Annotated in this window: 12 protein-coding genes; 5 read left to right on the top strand and 7 right to left on the bottom strand. The window is 71.2% G+C overall.

Annotation, left to right across the window (positions count from 1 at the left end):
* Positions 1-660: 660 nt before the first annotated feature.
* Positions 661-1,890: a DUF2993 domain-containing protein gene (locus RPQ07_RS32680; protein ID WP_313947834.1), complete on the bottom strand. Its 1,230-nt coding sequence runs from the start codon at positions 1,888-1,890 to the stop codon at positions 661-663.
* 124 nt (positions 1,891-2,014) lie between these two features.
* Between RPQ07_RS32680 and RPQ07_RS32675 the strand changes: the two genes are divergently transcribed.
* Positions 2,015-2,614 carry a putative glycolipid-binding domain-containing protein gene (locus RPQ07_RS32675; protein ID WP_313947833.1) on the top strand — a complete coding sequence of 200 codons (600 nt, stop codon included), beginning with the start codon at positions 2,015-2,017 and terminating at the stop codon, positions 2,612-2,614.
* Here the strand turns inward: RPQ07_RS32675 and RPQ07_RS32670 are convergent.
* From RPQ07_RS32670 to RPQ07_RS32650, 5 genes are read right to left on the bottom strand one after another with little or no spacing between them, the layout of a single operon-like run.
* The gene (locus tag RPQ07_RS32670; RefSeq protein WP_313947832.1) at positions 2,581-5,511 is read right to left on the bottom strand and encodes a glycoside hydrolase family 2 TIM barrel-domain containing protein; all 2,931 of its coding nucleotides are present in this window, start codon (positions 5,509-5,511) and stop codon (positions 2,581-2,583) included. The genes RPQ07_RS32675 and RPQ07_RS32670 overlap by 34 nt on opposite strands.
* Complete coding sequence (locus tag RPQ07_RS32665; protein ID WP_313947831.1) at positions 5,511-6,356, bottom strand: carbohydrate ABC transporter permease; 846 nt, start codon at positions 6,354-6,356, stop codon at positions 5,511-5,513. Before RPQ07_RS32665 ends, RPQ07_RS32670 begins: the two co-directional genes overlap by 1 nt.
* Before the next feature lie 12 nt (positions 6,357-6,368).
* Positions 6,369-7,337, bottom strand: a complete 969-nt coding sequence (locus RPQ07_RS32660) for a sugar ABC transporter permease (protein ID WP_313947830.1) — start codon at positions 7,335-7,337, stop codon at positions 6,369-6,371.
* A complete protein-coding gene (locus tag RPQ07_RS32655; RefSeq protein WP_313947829.1) occupies positions 7,334-8,617 on the bottom strand; it encodes an ABC transporter substrate-binding protein in 1,284 nt (427 codons plus the stop codon). Before RPQ07_RS32655 ends, RPQ07_RS32660 begins: the two co-directional genes overlap by 4 nt.
* 42 nt (positions 8,618-8,659) lie before the next feature.
* Positions 8,660-9,676: a carbohydrate kinase family protein gene (locus RPQ07_RS32650; protein ID WP_313947828.1), complete on the bottom strand. Its 1,017-nt coding sequence runs from the start codon at positions 9,674-9,676 to the stop codon at positions 8,660-8,662.
* Between RPQ07_RS32650 and RPQ07_RS32645 the strand changes: the two genes are divergently transcribed.
* Genes RPQ07_RS32645 through RPQ07_RS32635 form a run of 3 tightly spaced genes read left to right on the top strand, consistent with a single transcriptional unit; the run spans position 9,626 to position 14,943 of the window.
* Positions 9,626-10,552 (top strand): DeoR/GlpR family DNA-binding transcription regulator, encoded by a 927-nt coding sequence (locus RPQ07_RS32645; RefSeq protein WP_313947827.1) that lies wholly within the window; start codon positions 9,626-9,628, stop codon positions 10,550-10,552. The genes RPQ07_RS32650 and RPQ07_RS32645 overlap by 51 nt on opposite strands.
* On the top strand, positions 10,549-11,889 hold the full coding sequence (locus RPQ07_RS32640) for a 6-phospho-beta-glucosidase (RefSeq protein ID WP_313947826.1): 1,341 nt from the start codon (positions 10,549-10,551) through the stop codon (positions 11,887-11,889). Before RPQ07_RS32645 ends, RPQ07_RS32640 begins: the two co-directional genes overlap by 4 nt.
* Before the next feature lie 9 nt (positions 11,890-11,898).
* Positions 11,899-14,943 carry an alpha-mannosidase gene (locus RPQ07_RS32635; RefSeq protein ID WP_313947825.1) on the top strand — a complete coding sequence of 1,015 codons (3,045 nt, stop codon included), beginning with the start codon at positions 11,899-11,901 and terminating at the stop codon, positions 14,941-14,943.
* A 73-nt stretch (positions 14,944-15,016) separates the two neighbouring features.
* Here the strand turns inward: RPQ07_RS32635 and RPQ07_RS32630 are convergent, their stop codons facing one another.
* Positions 15,017-15,973, bottom strand: a complete 957-nt coding sequence (locus RPQ07_RS32630) for an NAD(P)-dependent oxidoreductase (RefSeq protein WP_313947824.1) — start codon at positions 15,971-15,973, stop codon at positions 15,017-15,019.
* Positions 15,974-16,177: 204 nt separating this feature from the next.
* Between RPQ07_RS32630 and RPQ07_RS32625 the strand changes: the two genes are divergently transcribed.
* A complete protein-coding gene (locus RPQ07_RS32625; protein ID WP_313947823.1) occupies positions 16,178-17,026 on the top strand; it encodes a hypothetical protein in 849 nt (282 codons plus the stop codon).

Genomic DNA, 17,026 nt, shown 5'->3' with positions numbered 1-17,026 from the left:
TGGGCGCCGCCGAGCGTCAGCCCGGAACAGTGGTCCCGGGCACAGCCTCCCGGTTGTGGTCCCCGCGCCCGCGGTGGACGCGGCCACAGGCGCCGGCGCGGGCGCCCTGCCTGAGGGCAAGTCGTAGCAACGCCCCTGGGCGTCGGTCCCGGGCGCGAGCCCTGGGCGGTTCCCAGTGCGGCCTCGGAGCAGTAGTCCCCGTACAGAGCCGAGGACTTGCTCTCGCGCGCGGGCTCAGAACGGCGTCGTCCGGCGCGGGCGCCCGCCCTCCCGGGAGCGGCGAGCACCGGCGGATGCGGTGGCCCCGAGCGCGTGCCCGCAGCACCGGCCGCGGGCGCGGGCCGGCGTGGTGGCCCCGGCACGCGGCCGGAAGAGTGGTCCCGGAGTCCAAGCCGGAGTCGCGGGCGTGGGCGCCCGCCCGGAGCGGCAGATACGGGCACCTGCCGGAGCAACAGCCCAGGAGCAGTGGTCCCGGCGGGCCCCTGAAGAGTGGTCCCGGGCGCCGGCCCGGAGAGGCGGTCGTGCGCGGGCACGAGCCCGCAGCAGCTGTCCCGGGCGCGGGCACCGACCCGGCGGCAGTTTCGGGCGCGAGCACGCAGCAAGAGCGCCGCGCGGCGGAAGGCTCACGCCCCCCGCCCCCTCACCTCACCTCACCTCACCTCACCGACCCGACGCCTCCGCGCCACCCGCTTCTCCCACCTTGATGCCCGAACCGACCACCCGGGCCTTGATGCCCTCCTTCTCCACCCTGATGTCCTGAAGACTCAGCTCACGCAGCGACGCAGGCAGTTCGAAGGACAGGGACAGCCGCTCCGACAGCTCCGGGGGCCTCAGCGCGAGCAGGCCCTTGATCAGTGCGGGGTCGATGCCGACCTTTTCCAGGAGCTCGGGGTGTGCGACCACCACATCGACGAGGTTGACCTTCATCAGCTGCTCGGCGAACTTCGGGGCGCCCGTCAGCCGGTTCAGTTCCTTCTCGCTCGCCAGCGCCCGGCGCACCTGCGCGTCGCTGACGCCGAGCCGTTCGACGATCGCCGGCACGGAGAGCAGCGCCTTGGCGCGTGCGGCCTCGCGGCTGATGAGGTCGGCCGTCTCCCGGTGCAGCCGCAGGCCGGAGTGTTCGGGGTCCTTGCCCGGCCGGTAGACGGCGACGCCCGGGATGTCGAGCTGCATGCCGTCGATGGTCGTGGTGAGGGCACGGCCGTTGTCGCGGGTGATCCTGGCATGGGCACGGACGCTCAGATCCTGTCCGGCGACGGCGAGTTCACCGTTGACGCGGACGGCGTCGTCGCCGCTGCCGGTGAACGTCAGCTGGGAGGCTCCGAGTTCGCGATTGAGATCGTCGAAGGAGAGCAGGACCTCGCCGTCGAGGCGGCCGATGACCGCACCCTGGATGGAGGTGGGGGCGTCGCCGACGATGCGGACGTCTCGCACGCTGGCCCGTACCTCGGCGAGCGAGACACGGTCCGCAGAGACGTCCGGCACGGTGACGTCGACGCGGTCGATCCGGTCGCCGAGCACCTGGGTGAGGAAGGGGAAGCCGTGGATGTCCACGTCCGGCCGCGTGGCGAGACCGAGCGAATTCTGCAGCTTGTCGGCGGCCTTGGTCTGCGCGTACGCCTCGGCGAGCCGGTCGGCGAGCAGCAGACAGACGGCGAACAGGCCCGTGACCAGGACCAGCTTCACCAGGGCGGGCAGCGCCGCGAAGCGGCTCCTGCCGCGGTGGTTGGGCGGCTGCCAGTCGTCCTCGTCGTCGGTGTCGGACCGCAGTCCGAGCTCCAGCGGATCCCTCGGAACGTAGTCGGTGTAGTCGGGCTCCGGATCTGCCAGTTGAGCGAGTTCCTCGTACGGATTTCGCGAATGCGTCGATATGCGTGTGGGGGGTCGCATCGGCTCATCCCACCATGCGGGCCACCCTCGAACGCAAGTCCAACCGCCTTTACGTGAGGGTTTGAGACAAAGATCGGCGCAGCCGCGGCGCCCGGACCTCCCACGACGCGCCTAATCTGTGTCCATGGTCACGTCGCACGTTCTCACATGGGAAGTCACCCAGAGCCGGGGATACGAGACGGCGTGGGTGGATCTCGGGCATGCGGATCTGCGGGCGCGGGGCCGCGCCGTCGGCATGGTGCCCGAGCCGTACTGGGTCTCCTACGAGCTGGAGACCGACGCGGGCTTCGTGACCCGCGAGCTGCGGGTGACGGTCGAGTCGGCCGACGGGATGCGCGCGCTGCGGCTGCGACGAGACGGCGGTGGCGCGTGGCAGGCGAACGGGGAGCCGCTGCCCGGGCTCGACGGCGCGCTCGACTGTGATCTGGCGCTGTGCCCGCTCACCAACACCATGCCGGTGCTGCGCCATCGACTGCACACCGCCGCGGGTGAGCAGAGCCTGGAGATGGCGTGGGTGTCGGTGCCCGATCTCACCGTGCACGCCTCGCCGCAGACCTACACCCACCTCGGCGCCTCGGAGCACGGCGCGCGCGTCCGGTTCGTCTCGGAGGACTTCCGCCGCGACGTGGAGTTCGACGCGGACGGATTCGTCGTGGACTACCCCGGACTGGCGCGCCGCACGAGCGCGCGTCAGAGCGACCGCAGTACCCACGACCAGGTGTAGGTGCCGGCCCCCACGAGATACGGCGGCAGGGTGTCGGGCCCGCAGGAGGCCGTGCCCAGGCCGCGGTGGGCCGCGTCGATGCGGACCACGGGGCACGGGCGCGGCACGAGCTCGTCGTGGTGGGCCGCGTCGGCGAGGTCCTTGTCCCGGTAGCGCCCCACTCCCACCTGCCGTGGGCTGTCCAGCCGGACCGCGAGGCCCGGTCCGCCGTCGGCGGGCCGCAGGGCGAAGCCGCGGACGCCATGGCGGCCGCCGCTCTCCTGGGGCCGCAGATACGGGGTGAACAGCGAGTCGACGTCCGCGCCGTACCGCCCGACGGGAGCCGAGCGGCGGTCGGGGTAGGACTCCCAGGGGCCCTGCCCGTACCACTCGATCCGGTCCAGGCTCGCGACCGTCTCGAAGACCGATCCGACGCGGGCGACGTCCGACAGGCCGTCCGGCAGCACCGCCCTCTCCTCGATGAGCAGCCCGTCCTGGACCGGCGTGAGGACCTGCTCGTGCACGACGGTCCCGGCGCCGGTGTCGTACGCCGAGCGCACCGACACCTTGGCGCCCTCACGGCTCACCGACAGCGGCTTGCGGACCGGGGCGTCCAGGCCGAGTTCGCGCCACAGGTCCGCGGCTCCGCCGAGCAGATCGTTGTCGGTCGGCGCGCGCCACAGGTTCAGGACGGGCGGTGCGGTGAGCAGCGGGTGCAGAAGTAGTCCGTCGTCGTCGACCTCGATACGGCCCGGGGCGGGCGTGGTGTCGAACGGTACGGTCCCGCGCTCACGGAGCCGGATCTGCGGTGTGCAGATCTCGGTGCCGCGCGCCGCCCACGTCTCGTCCGCGGCCGTGGTGACCCGCAGCGTCAGCCAGGTCTCCCCGCCGTCGGCGGGCAGCGCGGTCGTCAGTTCGGCCGGCACGGGGAGTTCGGCACAGCCGCCGGGCGGCAGGGCCGGCAGCGCGGCCGGGGCGGTGGCCTCTCCCCCGTCCTCGCAGGAAAGCAGCCACTCCGCGGTCAGCCAGGAAAGATCCCGGAAGTGCTGGTGGTTGTGGACGGTGACCGTGCGGCCGTCGTACGACAGCCGCAGGGGCGCGGCCAGTTCGCGGTGCTCGTACATCGCCGGCTTCGGCGTGCGGTCGGGGAAGAGCAGCCCGTCCGCGCAGAACGCGCCATCGTTGGGGGTGTCGCCGAAGTCGCCGCCGTACGCCCAGCGGTGGCCCTCCCCCGCCACGCCGTCCGCGTAGGCGCCGGCCCCGGCCCGTCCGGCGGGGCGGCCGTCGGACAGCCGCTGGAGGATGCCGTGGTCCCACAGCTCCCAGATGAAACCGCCCTGGAGACCGGGCGTGGACTCGATCGCGGCCCAGTGGTCGGCGAGGGTGCCGTTGCTGTTGCCCATGGCGTGCGAGTACTCGCACAGGATCAGCGGCTTGGTCTGGGTGCCGGAGCGGGCGTGCGCGACGATCTCGTCGAGCGAGGCGTACATGGGACAGACGATGTCGCTCGCGATCCGCGTGGACGACCAGTCCGTCTTCGCGGCTCCCTCGTACTGGAGGGGGCGCGTCGGGTCGTGGCGGCGCAGCCAGCCGGCGGCGGCGTCGTGGTTCGCGCCGTAGTCGCTCTCGTTGCCGAGCGACCAGACGACGACACTCGGGTGGTTCCTGTCGCGCAGCACCATGCGGGAGACACGGTCGACGAAGGCGGGCAGATAGCGCGGGTCGTCGGCGATCTCGTGGGCATGGTCGTGGCTCTCGATGTCGGCCTCGTCCACGACGTACAGGCCGAGTTCGTCGGCGAGGTCGAGCAGCGCGGGGTCGTTCGGGTAGTGGGAGGTGCGTACGGCGTTGAAGCCGAAGCGCTTCACCGTCGCCAGGTCGGCGCGCATCTCCTCCACGGTGAGGGTGCGTCCGGTGAGCGGATGGAAGTCGTGCCGGTTGACTCCGCGGATGAACACGCGCTCGCCGTTGACGAGCAGGTCCCGGCCGCGGATCTCGATGTCACGGAAGCCGATGCGGTGCCGCGAGCGGTCGGCGACGGTGCCGTCGGCCCGGTGGAGCCGCACGGTCAGCCGGTGGAGCGCGGGTGTCTCGGCCGACCACGGCCGGACGCCGGTGACCGTGGCGCTCAGCCGGGCCTCTCCGAGGAACTCCGAGACGCGCTCGTCGTCCCGCATCGCCGCGTCGAAGGCGGTGTCCTGGGCGAGTTCGCCCCAGCCCTCCAGCTCGGCACTGACGAACCAGCCCGGCGGGAGCGCTCCGCCGGCCAGGCGCACCCGGCAGTCGATCCGCAGCGCACCGTCGCGACCGGCCCGTACGGCGACATCGGCGAGGTGCAGCGGATCGGTGGCGTAGAGCAGGACGGAGCGGGTGATGCCGCCGTGCCACCACTGGTCCTGGTCCTCGATGTGGGAGCTGTCGGACCACTTCACGACGGTGAGGCGCAGGGTGCTGCGCTCTCCGGGACGCACCACGTCGGTGAGGTCGAACTCGCTCGCCAGATGGGAGTCCTTGCCGATGCCGACGGCCTGCCCGTCGACCTCGACGATCAGCACGCTCTCGGCGGCACCGACCTGGAGGACGATCCTGCGGCCCGCCCAGTCGGCGGGAATGTCGATGTCGCGCTCGTGGACGCCGGTGGGGTTGGCCGCGGGCGATGCGGGCGGATGGTGCGGCCAGGGCATCGTCACATTGGTGTAGTGGAGCAGATCGGGCGCCCCGGCGTCCTGCATGGTCCAGACGCCGGGGACCTCCAGGGACGACCAGTGGTCGGCGAGCGGGGCGTCGGGGGCGGGCAGCAGTTGGAAGCGCCAGATGCCGTCCAGGCAGATGCTGCCGGGGCGGCGGTCCACGGCGTGCATCGGCAGCCGGCGCCAGGAGGTGATCTCGGGCGATTCCCACGGACGGAGCGGCAGCATCAGCGGATGGCTCCCTTGGCCAGGTCGGCGATCATCTGTCGGGCACCGATCAGGAAGATGATGAGAAGCGGGATCAGCGCGAGGACCGCACCGGCCATGACCATGCCGTAGTCGGTGTTGCCGTGCACGCTGTTGAGCTGCGACAGGGCGACCTGGAGGGTCACGTTGTCGGGGTTGATGAGGGAGATCAGCGGCCACGCGTAGTCGTTCCACTGTGACATGAAGGTGAAGATGCCGAGGAAGGCGAGTCCGGGCCGCACCACCGGCAGTGCCACGTGCCAGTACTGGCGCAGGAATCCGCAGCCGTCGAGCCGGGAGGCGTCCATCAGTTCGTCGTGGATCGCCCCCTTCATGTACTGGCGCATCCAGAAGATGCCGAAGGCGTTCGCCGCGGCGGGGACGACGAGTGCGGTCAGGGACCCGATCCAGCCCAGCTTCGCCATGATGACGAACTGCGGGATGGCCTGGAGCTGGGCCGGCACCATGAAGATGCCCATCATCAGCACGAACAGCACCCGGCGGCCGGGGAAGGCGAACTTCGCGAAGACGAAGGCGGCCAGCGAGTCGAAGAACAGCACCAGCACGGTCACGGACCCGGCGACGATCAGCGAGTTGAGCATCGAGCCGAAGAAGTCGGTGGTGTCGAAGAGGTTGCGGACGTTCTCGCCGAAGTGCGAACCGGGCAGCAGTTTCGGCGGGTACTGGAAGATCTCGCTGGACGTGTGCGTCGACATGACGATCGCCCAGTAGAACGGCAGCAGCGAGAGGATCACGCCGATGAGGAGCGATCCGTGGAGGGCGACTCCCGAGGCACGGGCGCCCTTGACGGCCTTGTCACGGTGCACGGCGGGCCCCTCCTACTTTTCCCTGCGCGCGACCAGGCGCCAGTTGACGATCGAGAAGATGACGACGACGAGGAAGATGCCCCAGGCGACGGCGGCCCCGTAGCCGAAGTCGTTGTTGTCGAAGCTCTGCTGGAAGAAGTAGAGGACCATCGTCTGGCCCGCGTTGTCGGGACCGCCCGCGAACGTCGAGGTGTTGGACGTCGTGGACAGCAGCACCTGCGGCTCGGAGAAGGACTGGAGCCCGGTGACGGTGGAGACGACGAGGGCGAAGAGGATGACGGGGCGCATCAGCGGGACGGTGATCCGGAAGAAGGTCTGCACGGGGTTCGCGCCGTCGACCCGGGCCGCCTCGTACAGCTCGCCGGGGATGGTCTGCAGGCCCGCGAGGAAGATGATCGCGTTGTAGCCGACCCACTGCCAGCTCATCAATGCGGCGATGGAGACCTTGATGCTCCACGGTGTCTGGAGCCAGGCGACCGGGTCCAGACCCAGTCCCTGGAGTACGGCGTTGACGAGGCCGAAGTTGGTGGAGAAGACCGAGCCGAAGACGATGGCGACGGCCACGACGGAGGTGACGTTCGGCACGAAGAAGGCGAAGCGGTAGAAACTCGTCAGCCGCTTCGCGGAGTTGATCATCACCGCGACGAGCAGCGCCAGGAAGAGCATGGGGAAGGTCGCCATCGCCCAGATCACGAGGGTGTTGCCCAGCGCGTTCCAGAACTGCGTGTCGGAGAGCAGATAGCGGTACTGGGCGAGGCCGGCGAACTCCATGGAGCCGAGGCCGTCCCAGCGGTGGAACGAGAGGTACAGCGAGAACCCGACGGGGATCAGGCCGAACGCCAGGAAGATCAGGTAGAACGGCGATATCGCTGCGTACAGCCGCCAGTGCCGGAGCACCGAGCGGGCCTTGGAGCGCGGCGGCGGCTCGGGCGGGGTACGCCGGCTCGCGGCCGTCCGGTCGAGGGCGGGTGCGGTGGTCACACGCTCACCCCGAGATGGTCGGCTATGCGGCGGCAGGTCTTCATGGCGTCCCTCCAGGCGCGCTTCGGGTCCTTGCCCGCCTGCGAGACACGGGTCAGTTCGTCCCTGATGGGCTGACCGAGGGCCACGTCGTACGGGCTGTTGTAGGCGACGGGGATCTTCTCGGCGGCCGGTCCGAAGACGTCGACCGTGCGCTGGCCGCCGAAGAAGGGGTCGGGGTCGAGCATCGCCTTCTGCCGGTACGACGCCGGGGTCGAGGGGAAGAGGCCCGCGTCGACGAAGCCCCGCGTCTGGTTGTCGGCCCCGAGGAGCCAGGTGATGATCTCGAAGGCCTGCTCGCGCTCGCGGCACGCCTGGGTGATCGACAGGAACGAGCCGCCGTCGTTGGCGGGCCCGCCGGGCATCTGCGCCACGCGCCATGTCCCCTTGGTCTTCGGCAGGTTGAGCTTCAGGTCGCCGCCGATCCAGGAGGCGCCGAGCTGGTCGGGCAGCAGTCCCTTCTCGGTGGCGGCGATCGCGTCGGGGGTGCCGGAGAGCATCGGGGAGACGAGGCCCCGGCGGCGCGCTTCGAGCGCCAGGTCCCAGGCGCGGCGGACATGCTCCCCGTCGCCGATGAAGTGGCGGTTCTCGTCGACGAAGCGCCGGGTGCCCTGGCCGATCGCGTAGTTGTAGACGGCGATGATGTCGACGACCCAGTACGCGCCCTTGATCTTCTTCTGCAGCGTCTCGCCCGTCGCGAAGTACGCCTCCCAGGTCGAGGTCCGGGCGGACACCTCGGCGGGGTCGGTGGGCAGTCCGGCCGCCTCGAAGGTGTCGGCGCGGTAGAACTGGCCGACGGGTCCGGCATCGATCGGGAAGCCGATCAGACGGCCGTCGGGCGCGGTGCCGGCGTCCCATTTCCAGGGCAGGTACTGGTCCTTGAACTTCTCGGCGCCGAGGGTGCGCAGGTCCACGAACTGGTCGGCGTTCGGGAGGTAGGACGCCATGTCCTCGCCCCTCAGCCCCGCGATGTCGGGGATGTACGCCTGCCCGGTCATCGTGGTCATCAGCTTGGAGCGGTAGTAGCCGCCGATCTGGACGGGCCGCAGCGACACGCCGGTGAAGCGGCGCTCGGCGTCGGCGACGACCTTCTCGCTCAGCCCCCCGGACCAGTACCAGAGGGTCATGGTGCGGCCGGTGGAGCCGCGGGGGACGGCGCAGCCTGCCGCGGTGGAGCCGAGCGCGGCGGCGGCCGTGGTGGCCAGCCCTGCGCGCAGCAGTCCTCTTCGGGAGAGGTGCACTGCTCCTACCGCCTTTCGGGGTCGGTGTGTCCGGACGGATGGTCAGCGGGGGGTGACGGGCGCCTCGTGCGGAGCCGGGCCGGGGTCGGCGGGCAGCCGGTCGGCCAGGAAGGCGTAGTCGCGAAAGAGCCCGGGGGTGCGTGAGCCGGTGGTGTGCCACCAGTGGGCGATGCCGTGCAGGCCGGGTGCGGCGAGCGCGCCGGTGTGGCGCCGGACGGAGAGGCCGGCGGCGAGGGTGGCGAAGCGCAGCCGGTCGGCGAGGGGCCAGCCGCCGAGGCTCGCGGCGACGAAGCTCGCCCCGAACACGTCACCGGCCCCGGTGGCGTCGATGGCAACGATGTCAAGGGCCGGGACCTCGGCGTACTCCCCGGTGAGCTGGTCGACGGCGAGCGCGCCCTCGCGTCCGCGGGTGATCACAACGACGGGGGTCAGGTCGGCGAGCGCACCGAGCGCGGCGGCCGGGCTGTCGGTGCGGGTGTAGCGCATGGCCTCGGTGTCGTTGGGCAGGAAGGCGTGGCAGAGGGAGAGCTGTTCCAGCAGCTCGCCGGACCACTGTTCGCTGGGGTCCCAGCCGACGTCGGCGAAGATCAGGGTGCCGGAGGCGGCGGCCTTGCCGAGCCACTCCTGGCGTTCGGCGCCGAGATGCACGAGTGCGGTGCGGGCGGGCGGCGGGTCGGGCAGCAGCTGGTCCTGTGTGTACGGGGGCGGTGTGCCGTGGGTGACCAGGGCGCGGTCGTGGCCGTGGGCGAGGGAGACGGTGACCGGTGTGTCCCAACCTTCGGCCGTGCGGGAGCACCTGAGGTCGATGCCCTCCTGCCCGGCGAGGATCTCCTTGAGCTGTCTGCCGTACAGGTCGTCGCCGAAGACGGCGGCGAGCGAGGTGGTGAGTCCAAAGCGGGCGGCCGCCACGGCGAGGTTGGCGATCCCGCCCGGGCCGCAGCCCATCCCGCGGGTCCAGATCTCCTCCCCCGGCGTGGGCGGCTTGCCGAGGCCGGTGAGGACGATGTCGTGGAAGAGCAGGCCGGTCAGGAGGACATCGGCCCTCGGCTCCTCGTCCACGCGCCCGCCCTCTCGTCAAAGACCTGCAAGCTGTGCACAGGATCGTGCGCCCGACGAACAGAATTGGCAAGAGTTGAGCACGAAGATGCATGGAAATGCTTGAGATTGACGAGTAGCGTGCCCGGTGTGCTGGCTGAGCGACGACATCAACTCATCCTGCGGGCCCTGAGATCAGGCGGCCCCGCAGCCGTAACCGACCTGTCCGAGCAGCTGGGTGTGAGCGCCGCCACCGTCCGGCGGGACCTGGTCAAGCTGGAGGAGGAGGGTCTGCTCACCCGGGTCCACGGCGGGGCCGCCGTGGACGAGGGCGATCAGCCCTTCGCCGAGGTCGCCGAGATCCGGGTGCCCGAGAAGGACGCCATAGCGGTCCGCGCCGCCGCGATGGTCGAGGACGGACAGTCCGTGCTCCTCGACATCGGCACCACGGCCTACCGGCTGGCCCGGCAGCTGCGCGGCCGCCGGCTCACCGTGATCACCAGCAATCTGGTGGTGTACGAGGAGCTGGCCGACGACACCGGCATCGAGCTGATCCTGCTCGGCGGCATGGTCCGCCGGGAGTACCGCTCCCTGGTCGGCTTCCTCACCGAGGACAATCTCCGCCAGCTGCACGCGGACTGGCTCTTCCTCGGCACGAGCGGCATCCGCCCGAACGGCCACGTCATGGACACCACCGTCGTCGAGGTCCCGGTCAAGCGGGCGATGATCGCGGCCGCCGACGCGGTGGTCCTGCTCGCCGACGCGGGCAAGTTCCCCGGCACCGGCATGGCCAGGGTGTGCGGCCCGGACGCACTCGACACCGTGGTGACCAACGCCCCCGCGGATCCGGCGACCGGCGCCGCCTTCGACGAGGCAGGAGTGAAGGTGATGGAGGTATGAGGCTCACGATCCTCGGCGGTGGGGGCTTCCGGCTGCCGCTCGTCTACGGCGCCCTGCTCGGCGACCACGCCGCGGGCCGGGTCACCGACGTCGTCCTGCACGACCTGGACGCCGGCAGACTCAACGCCATCGCGCGGGTCCTGGCCGACCAGGCGGCCGGGGTGCCGGACGCACCACGGGTCACCGTCACCACGGACCTCGACGAGGCCCTGCGCGGGGCCGACTTCGTCTTCTCCGCCATCCGCGTGGGCGGGCTGGAGGGCCGCGCCGCCGATGAGCGCATCGCCCTCGCCGAGGGAGTGCTCGGCCAGGAGACCGTCGGCGCCGGTGGCATCGCGTACGGCCTGCGGACGGTTCCCGTGGCCGTCGACATCGCGCGCCGGGTCGCGAGACTCGCGCCTGACGCCTGGGTCATCAACTTCACCAACCCGGCAGGGCTGGTCACCGAGGCCATGGCCCGTCATCTGGGCGACCGGGTCATCGGCATCTGCGACTCACCGGTGGGCCTCGGCCGGCGTGTGGCGCGCGCCCTGGGCGCCGACCCGGACAACGCCTGGATCGACTACGTGGGCCTCAACCACCTCGGGTGGCTGCGCGGGCTGCGCGTCGAGGGCCGCGACGAGCTGCCCCGGCTGCTCGCCGACACCGAACTGCTCGGCTCCTTCGAGGAGGGCAAGCTCTTCGGCCCCGACTGGCTCCAGTCCCTCGGCGCGATCCCCAACGAGTACCTGCACTACTACTACTTCAACCGTGAGGCGGTGCGCGCCTACCAGGAGGCGAAGCAGACCCGCGGTGCGTTCCTGCACGAGCAACAGGCCCGTTTCTACGCGGAGATGGAGCGCCCGGACGCCCCGGCGCTGGAGACCTGGGACCGTACGCGCGCCGAACGCGAGGCCACGTACATGGCGCACAACCGCGAGGCCGCCGGGGCCGGTGAGCGGGACGCGAGCGATCTCGAGTCGGGCGGCTACGAGCAGGTGGCGCTCGCCCTGATGCGGGCCATCGCGCACAACCAGCGCACCACGCTGATCCTCAACGTGCGCAACCGGACGACCCTGTCGGTGCTGGACGCGGACGCCGTCGTCGAAGTCCCCTGCTTCGTCGACGCGAACGGTGCGCATCCGGTCTCGGTCAGTCCACTGCCCGCCCACGCCACGGGTCTTGTCCTCGCCGTCAAGGCCGTGGAACGTGAAGTGCTGGCCGCGGCCGGCAGCGGATCACGGGCGGCCGCCGTCAAGGCGTTCGCCCTCCATCCCCTGGTCGACTCCGTGACCGTCGCCCGCCGTCTCGTCGACGGATACACCGGCGCCCATCCCGCACTCGCGTATCTGACGTAGGAGCCGTACATGCACGACGAACGCCGCCGTATCGAGGAACGTGTCGAGCGGATCCTGGAGCAGCGCATCCGGCCCGCCGTCCATACCGACGCGGTGCCCTTCGTGATCGAGGCCTGGGAGGCGCCGGGCGAGCCGGTGCCGTTCGAGGAGGCCGCGGCCCAGTCGTACGAACCGTTCGTGACGGGCACACCGTGGGGTCCGCCCTGGGGCACCACGTGGTTCCGGGTGCGCGGCGAGGTCCCGGCCCGGTGGGCCGGCCGCCGGGTCGAGTCCGTCTTCGACCTGGGCTTCGTCGGCGACTGGCCGGGCAACCAGGCGGAAGCGCTGGTGCACACGGTGGACGGCACCCCGCTGAAGGCAGTCAACCCGCAGAACCAGTACGTCCCGGTCGCGCACCCGGCCGCCGGCGGCGAACGGGTCGACTACCTCATCGAGGCCGCCTCCAACCCTGACATCCTGGCGAACGACTTCCGCGGCCCGACCCCGCTCGGCGATCCGGCCACCGCGGGCCGTGCGCCGCTCTACACCTTCGCCCGCGCGGACCTCGCCGTACTCGACGAGAACGTCTGGCACCTCTCCCTCGACCTTCAGGTGCTGCGGGAGCTGATGCTGGAGCTCGGCGACCACGAACCGCGTCGCCACGAGATCATGCACGCCCTCGACCGCGCGCTCGACGCACTGGACCTGGACGACATCCCGGGCTCGGCGGCGGACGTACGGGAGCTGTTGCGGCCGGTCCTCGCGCGGCCGGCGCACGCGAGCGCGCACACGATGTCGGCGGTCGGCCACGCCCATATCGACAGCGCCTGGCTGTGGCCGATCCGCGAGACCAAGCGCAAGGCGTCGCGCACGTTCTCCAATGTGACCGCCCTGGCGGAAGAGTACGAGGAGTTCGTCTTCGCCTGCTCCCAGGCACAGCAGTACGCCTGGGTGCGCGAGAACTACCCGCGGGTGTGGGAGCGCATCAAGAAGGCCGTCGCCGACGGGCAGTGGGCTCCGGTCGGCGGCATGTGGGTGGAGTCGGACGGCAATCTGCCCGGCGGTGAGGCCATCGCACGCCAACTCGTGCACGGCAAGCGGTTCTTCATGGAGCACTTCGGCATCGAGACCAAGGGCGTGTGGCTGCCGGACTCGTTCGGCTACAACGCGGCCTATCCCCAGCTCGCGAAGCTCGCCGGCAACGAGTGGTTCCTCACCCAGAAGCTGTCGTGGAACCAGACCAACAAGCTGCCCCACCACACCTTCTGGTGGGAGGGCATCGACGGTTCGCGGATCTTCACGCACTTCCCGCCGGTGGACACCTACAACGCCGAGTTCTCCGGCAAGGAGATGGCCCACGCTGTCCGCAACTACCAGGACAAGGGCGGCGGTACACGCTCGCTCGCGCCGTTCGGGCACGGCGACGGCGGTGGCGGTCCCACCCGGGAGATGATGGAGCGCGCCCGGCGGCTCGCCGACCTCGAGGGTTCGGCCAAGGTGCGCGTCGAGCACCCGGACGCCTTCTTCGAGGCGGCCCGGGCCGAGTACCCCGACGCGCCGGTGTGGTCGGGCGAGCTCTATCTGGAGCTGCACCGCGCCACGTACACCTCGCAGGCCCGCACCAAGCAGGGCAACCGGCGCAGTGAACACCGGCTGCGCGAGGCGGAGCTGTGGGCGACGGCCGCCGCCCTGCGGGTCCCCGGCTACGACTATCCCCACGAGTGGCTGGACCGGCTGTGGAAGACGGTCCTGCTGCACCAGTTCCACGACATCCTGCCCGGTTCGTCGATCGCCTGGGTGCACCGCGAGGCGGAAGCGGAGTACGCGCGGGTCGCCGGGGAGCTGGAGGCGCTGACGTCCCAGGCGCTGGCCGCGCTGGGCGAGGGTGCGCCGCAGGTGTTCAACACGAGCCCGCTGGACCGCGCCGAAGTGGTGCGGACCCCGGACGGCGGCCTGACGTACACCGAGGTGCCCGGCAGCGGCAGTGCCGCGCTCGGGACGGGCACGGCTCCCCGGCAGGTCACGACGACGGACCGGGTGCTCGACAACGGCCTGGTGCGCGTCGAGTTCGCGCCCGACGGCACACTCGCCTCCGTACGTGACCTGGTGGCGGGCCGCGAGGTGCTGGCCGGGCCCGGCAATCTGCTGCGGCTGCACAGCGACCTGCCCAACTACTGGGACGCCTGGGACATCGACAAGCACTACAGGAACCGCTTCACCGATCTGCTCGACGCCGAGTCCGTCACGGTCGTGGAGTCGGGGCCGCTGCTCGGCGCGGTGCGGATCGAGCGGGCCTTCGGCAAGGGTTCCCGGATCACCCAGACGGTGACGGTCCGGGCGGGTAGCCGGCGGATCGACGTGGAGACCGACATCGACTGGCACGAGGCCGAGAAGATCCTCAAGGCGGTCTTCCCCGTCGACGTCCGGGCCGACCGGTCCACGGCGGAGATCCAGTTCGGGCACGTGCACCGGCCCACGCACACCAACACCAGCTGGGAGGCGGCCCGTTTCGAGGTCTACGGGCACCGCTGGGTGCATGTCGCGGAGCCCGGCTACGGCGTCGCCGTCATCAACGACTCGACGTACGGGCACGACGTCTCACGGACCACCCGCGAGGACGGCGGCACGACGACCACGGTCCGCCTCAGCCTGGTCCGCGCGCCGCGCGTCCCGGACCCCGAGGCCGATCAGGGACGCCACCGCTTCACCTACGCCCTGCTGCCCGGGGCGACGGTGCAGGACGCGATCGCGGAGGGATACGCGCTCAATCTGCCGCTGCGGGTGGCCGAGGCCGGGCCGGTCGCTCCGCTGGTGACCAGTGACAACCCGGCCGTCACGGTGGAGGCGGTCAAACTCGCCGACGACCGCTCGGGCGATGTCGTGGTGCGGCTCTACGAGAGTCTCGGCGGGCGGGCCCACGCGACGCTGCGCACCGGATTCGCCCTCGCCGGGGCGCAGGTGAACGACCTGCTGGAGCGGCCGTTGGCCGACGAGGCGGTGTCCTGCGGCGGGGACACGGTGTCGCTGACCCTGCGCCCGTTCCAGATCCTGACGCTGCGGCTCGCCCGCGCCTGAGGGGAACCGGACTCGTCCGCACCTTCCCCACCCGGGAAGGTGCGGACGAGGACGGGCCCGGCTGCCGCGGGCCTCACTCGGCGCGCGGCTCCGGGGCCTTCTCCGGGTCGTCGAAGGAAGCGAGGTAGCTGGCGGCCATGTCCTTCTCCCCCAGCCCCCGGTCGACCAGCCGCTCGAAGCGCTCCGCCCCGGCGCGGGCGACATCCATCGCGACTCCGCGCCGCTCCCCCGCCTCGACGATGAGGCGCGCGTCCTTCAGGGCGTTGTCGACACTGAAGCTGGGGGTGAAGTCGCCGGCCAGGATCGCCTCGGTCTTCAGACGCAGATAGCCGTTGTCCAGCGGCCCGCCGGACACGCTGTCGAGGAAGGCCCGGGGATCGACACCGAGGCCGTCGGCCAGGGCGATCGCCTCGGCGGCGGCGTGGTTGAGAGCGGCGACCCAGCTGTTCAGGACCAGCTTGAGCTTGCTGGCACCGCCGTCGGAGCCGTCGTCGCCGACCCAGGTGGTGCGCCGCCCGACGGCGTCGAAGACGGGAGCGAGCGCCGCCCGAGCACGGTCCGGACCGGCCGCCAGCACGATGAGTTCGCCCGCTTCCGCAGGCTGCTTGGTGCCGAGTACGGGGGCGTCGACGAAGGTCAGTCCGTGCTCGCGTGCGAAGTCGGCCAGCTCCGCCGTGGCGGCATCCCCGACGGTGGCCGACTGGGCCCACACCGCGCCCGGGGTGAAGCCGTCGGCCGCCTCCCGCATGGCCGCGAGCACCCGCGGGCCGTCGTTGAGCACGGTGAGCACCACATCCGCGCCCCGGACGGCGTCGGCCGGCGAGTCGGCGCAGTACGCCCCGTCGGCGACGAGGGCCTCCGCCTTCGCCCGGGTGCGGTTCCAGGCACGGACGGCCAGCCCGCCGCGGAGCAGGTTCCGCGCCATGGCGGCACCCATGATCCCGGTGCCGAGCACCGCGACCGTCGTGGGTGCGCCGTCGCCGTGCGGGTCGCCTTGAGCTGCGTGCGGGTCGCCTTGAGCTGAGGGCATGGTCACGCACATCGCCTTCCGTCGTCGGGGGATTCGACGGTGCGAGGGTAACCAAGGAACCACCGGCGGTGCGGTGACGACGCGTCAGCAGTGCGCGCAGCGTGGCCGGTTCTGCCCGGTGCGGTCTACCGGTCCGCGGCCCGTCTCCGATAGAGGTTCCTCCGCGCTGCACCCGACGGTCCGTGAGAGCTGTGGAGGCCTGCCATGATCCGAGGACGGAGCAGTATCGACCTGGACCGGAGCCGGTTCGACGACCTCCACGACCGGCCCGATCCGCGCGCGTACGTGCACCGGCTGGTCCAGCTGTCGTACGAGACACCGCATCACGCCCAGCGGGCCGTCCGCGCCACGATCGCCGAGCGCGCGTCGGTCCACGGCGGAGGGCCGTTCACCGTTCTCGACCTGTGCTGCTCGTACGGCATCAACGCGGCACTGCTCAACCACCATGTGACGCTTGCCGAGTTGTATGGGCACTGGACCCGCCCGGACGCACAGACACTGACCCCAGCCGAACTCGTCCGGCACGACCGGGAGTTCTTCGCCCTGCGGCGCAGATCGGACGCGGTCCCGGTGGTGGGGGTCGACATCGCGGGCAACGCGGTCCGGTACGCCCAGGCCGTGGGTCTGCTGGACGAGACGTACACCGAGAATCTGGAGTGCTGTCCGCCCAGCAGACATCTGCGGCGAGCGATGGCCGCCACCGGGCTGATCACCGTCACCGCAGGCATCGGTCATGTCACCTGGCGCAGCTTCGAGACACTGCTGCGCTGTGCGGACATCCCGGTGTGGGTGAGCGCGTTCGTGCCGCGCACCGTCACGTACCGGCCGGTGGCCGACCGGCTGGCCCGGCACGGCCTGGTCACCCGGGCGGATCCCGGGCGGACCTACCCGCGGCGCCTGTTCACCGGGCCGGCGGAACAGCGCCGGGCAATCGAGCGGGCCCTGCGCGGCGGTCACGATCCCTCCGGGCTGGAGACGCGCGGCCGCTGCCACACGCATCTGCACCAGTCCCGCCCGGCCACTGCCTGGGCGCATATCGGTACGAAAAGTTAG

It is taken from the genome of Streptomyces sp. AM8-1-1, assembly GCF_032229325.1.
GTDB classification, from domain to species: domain Bacteria; phylum Actinomycetota; class Actinomycetes; order Streptomycetales; family Streptomycetaceae; genus Streptomyces; species Streptomyces achmelvichensis.
This window is presented reverse-complemented; position numbering and strand designations above follow the sequence as displayed.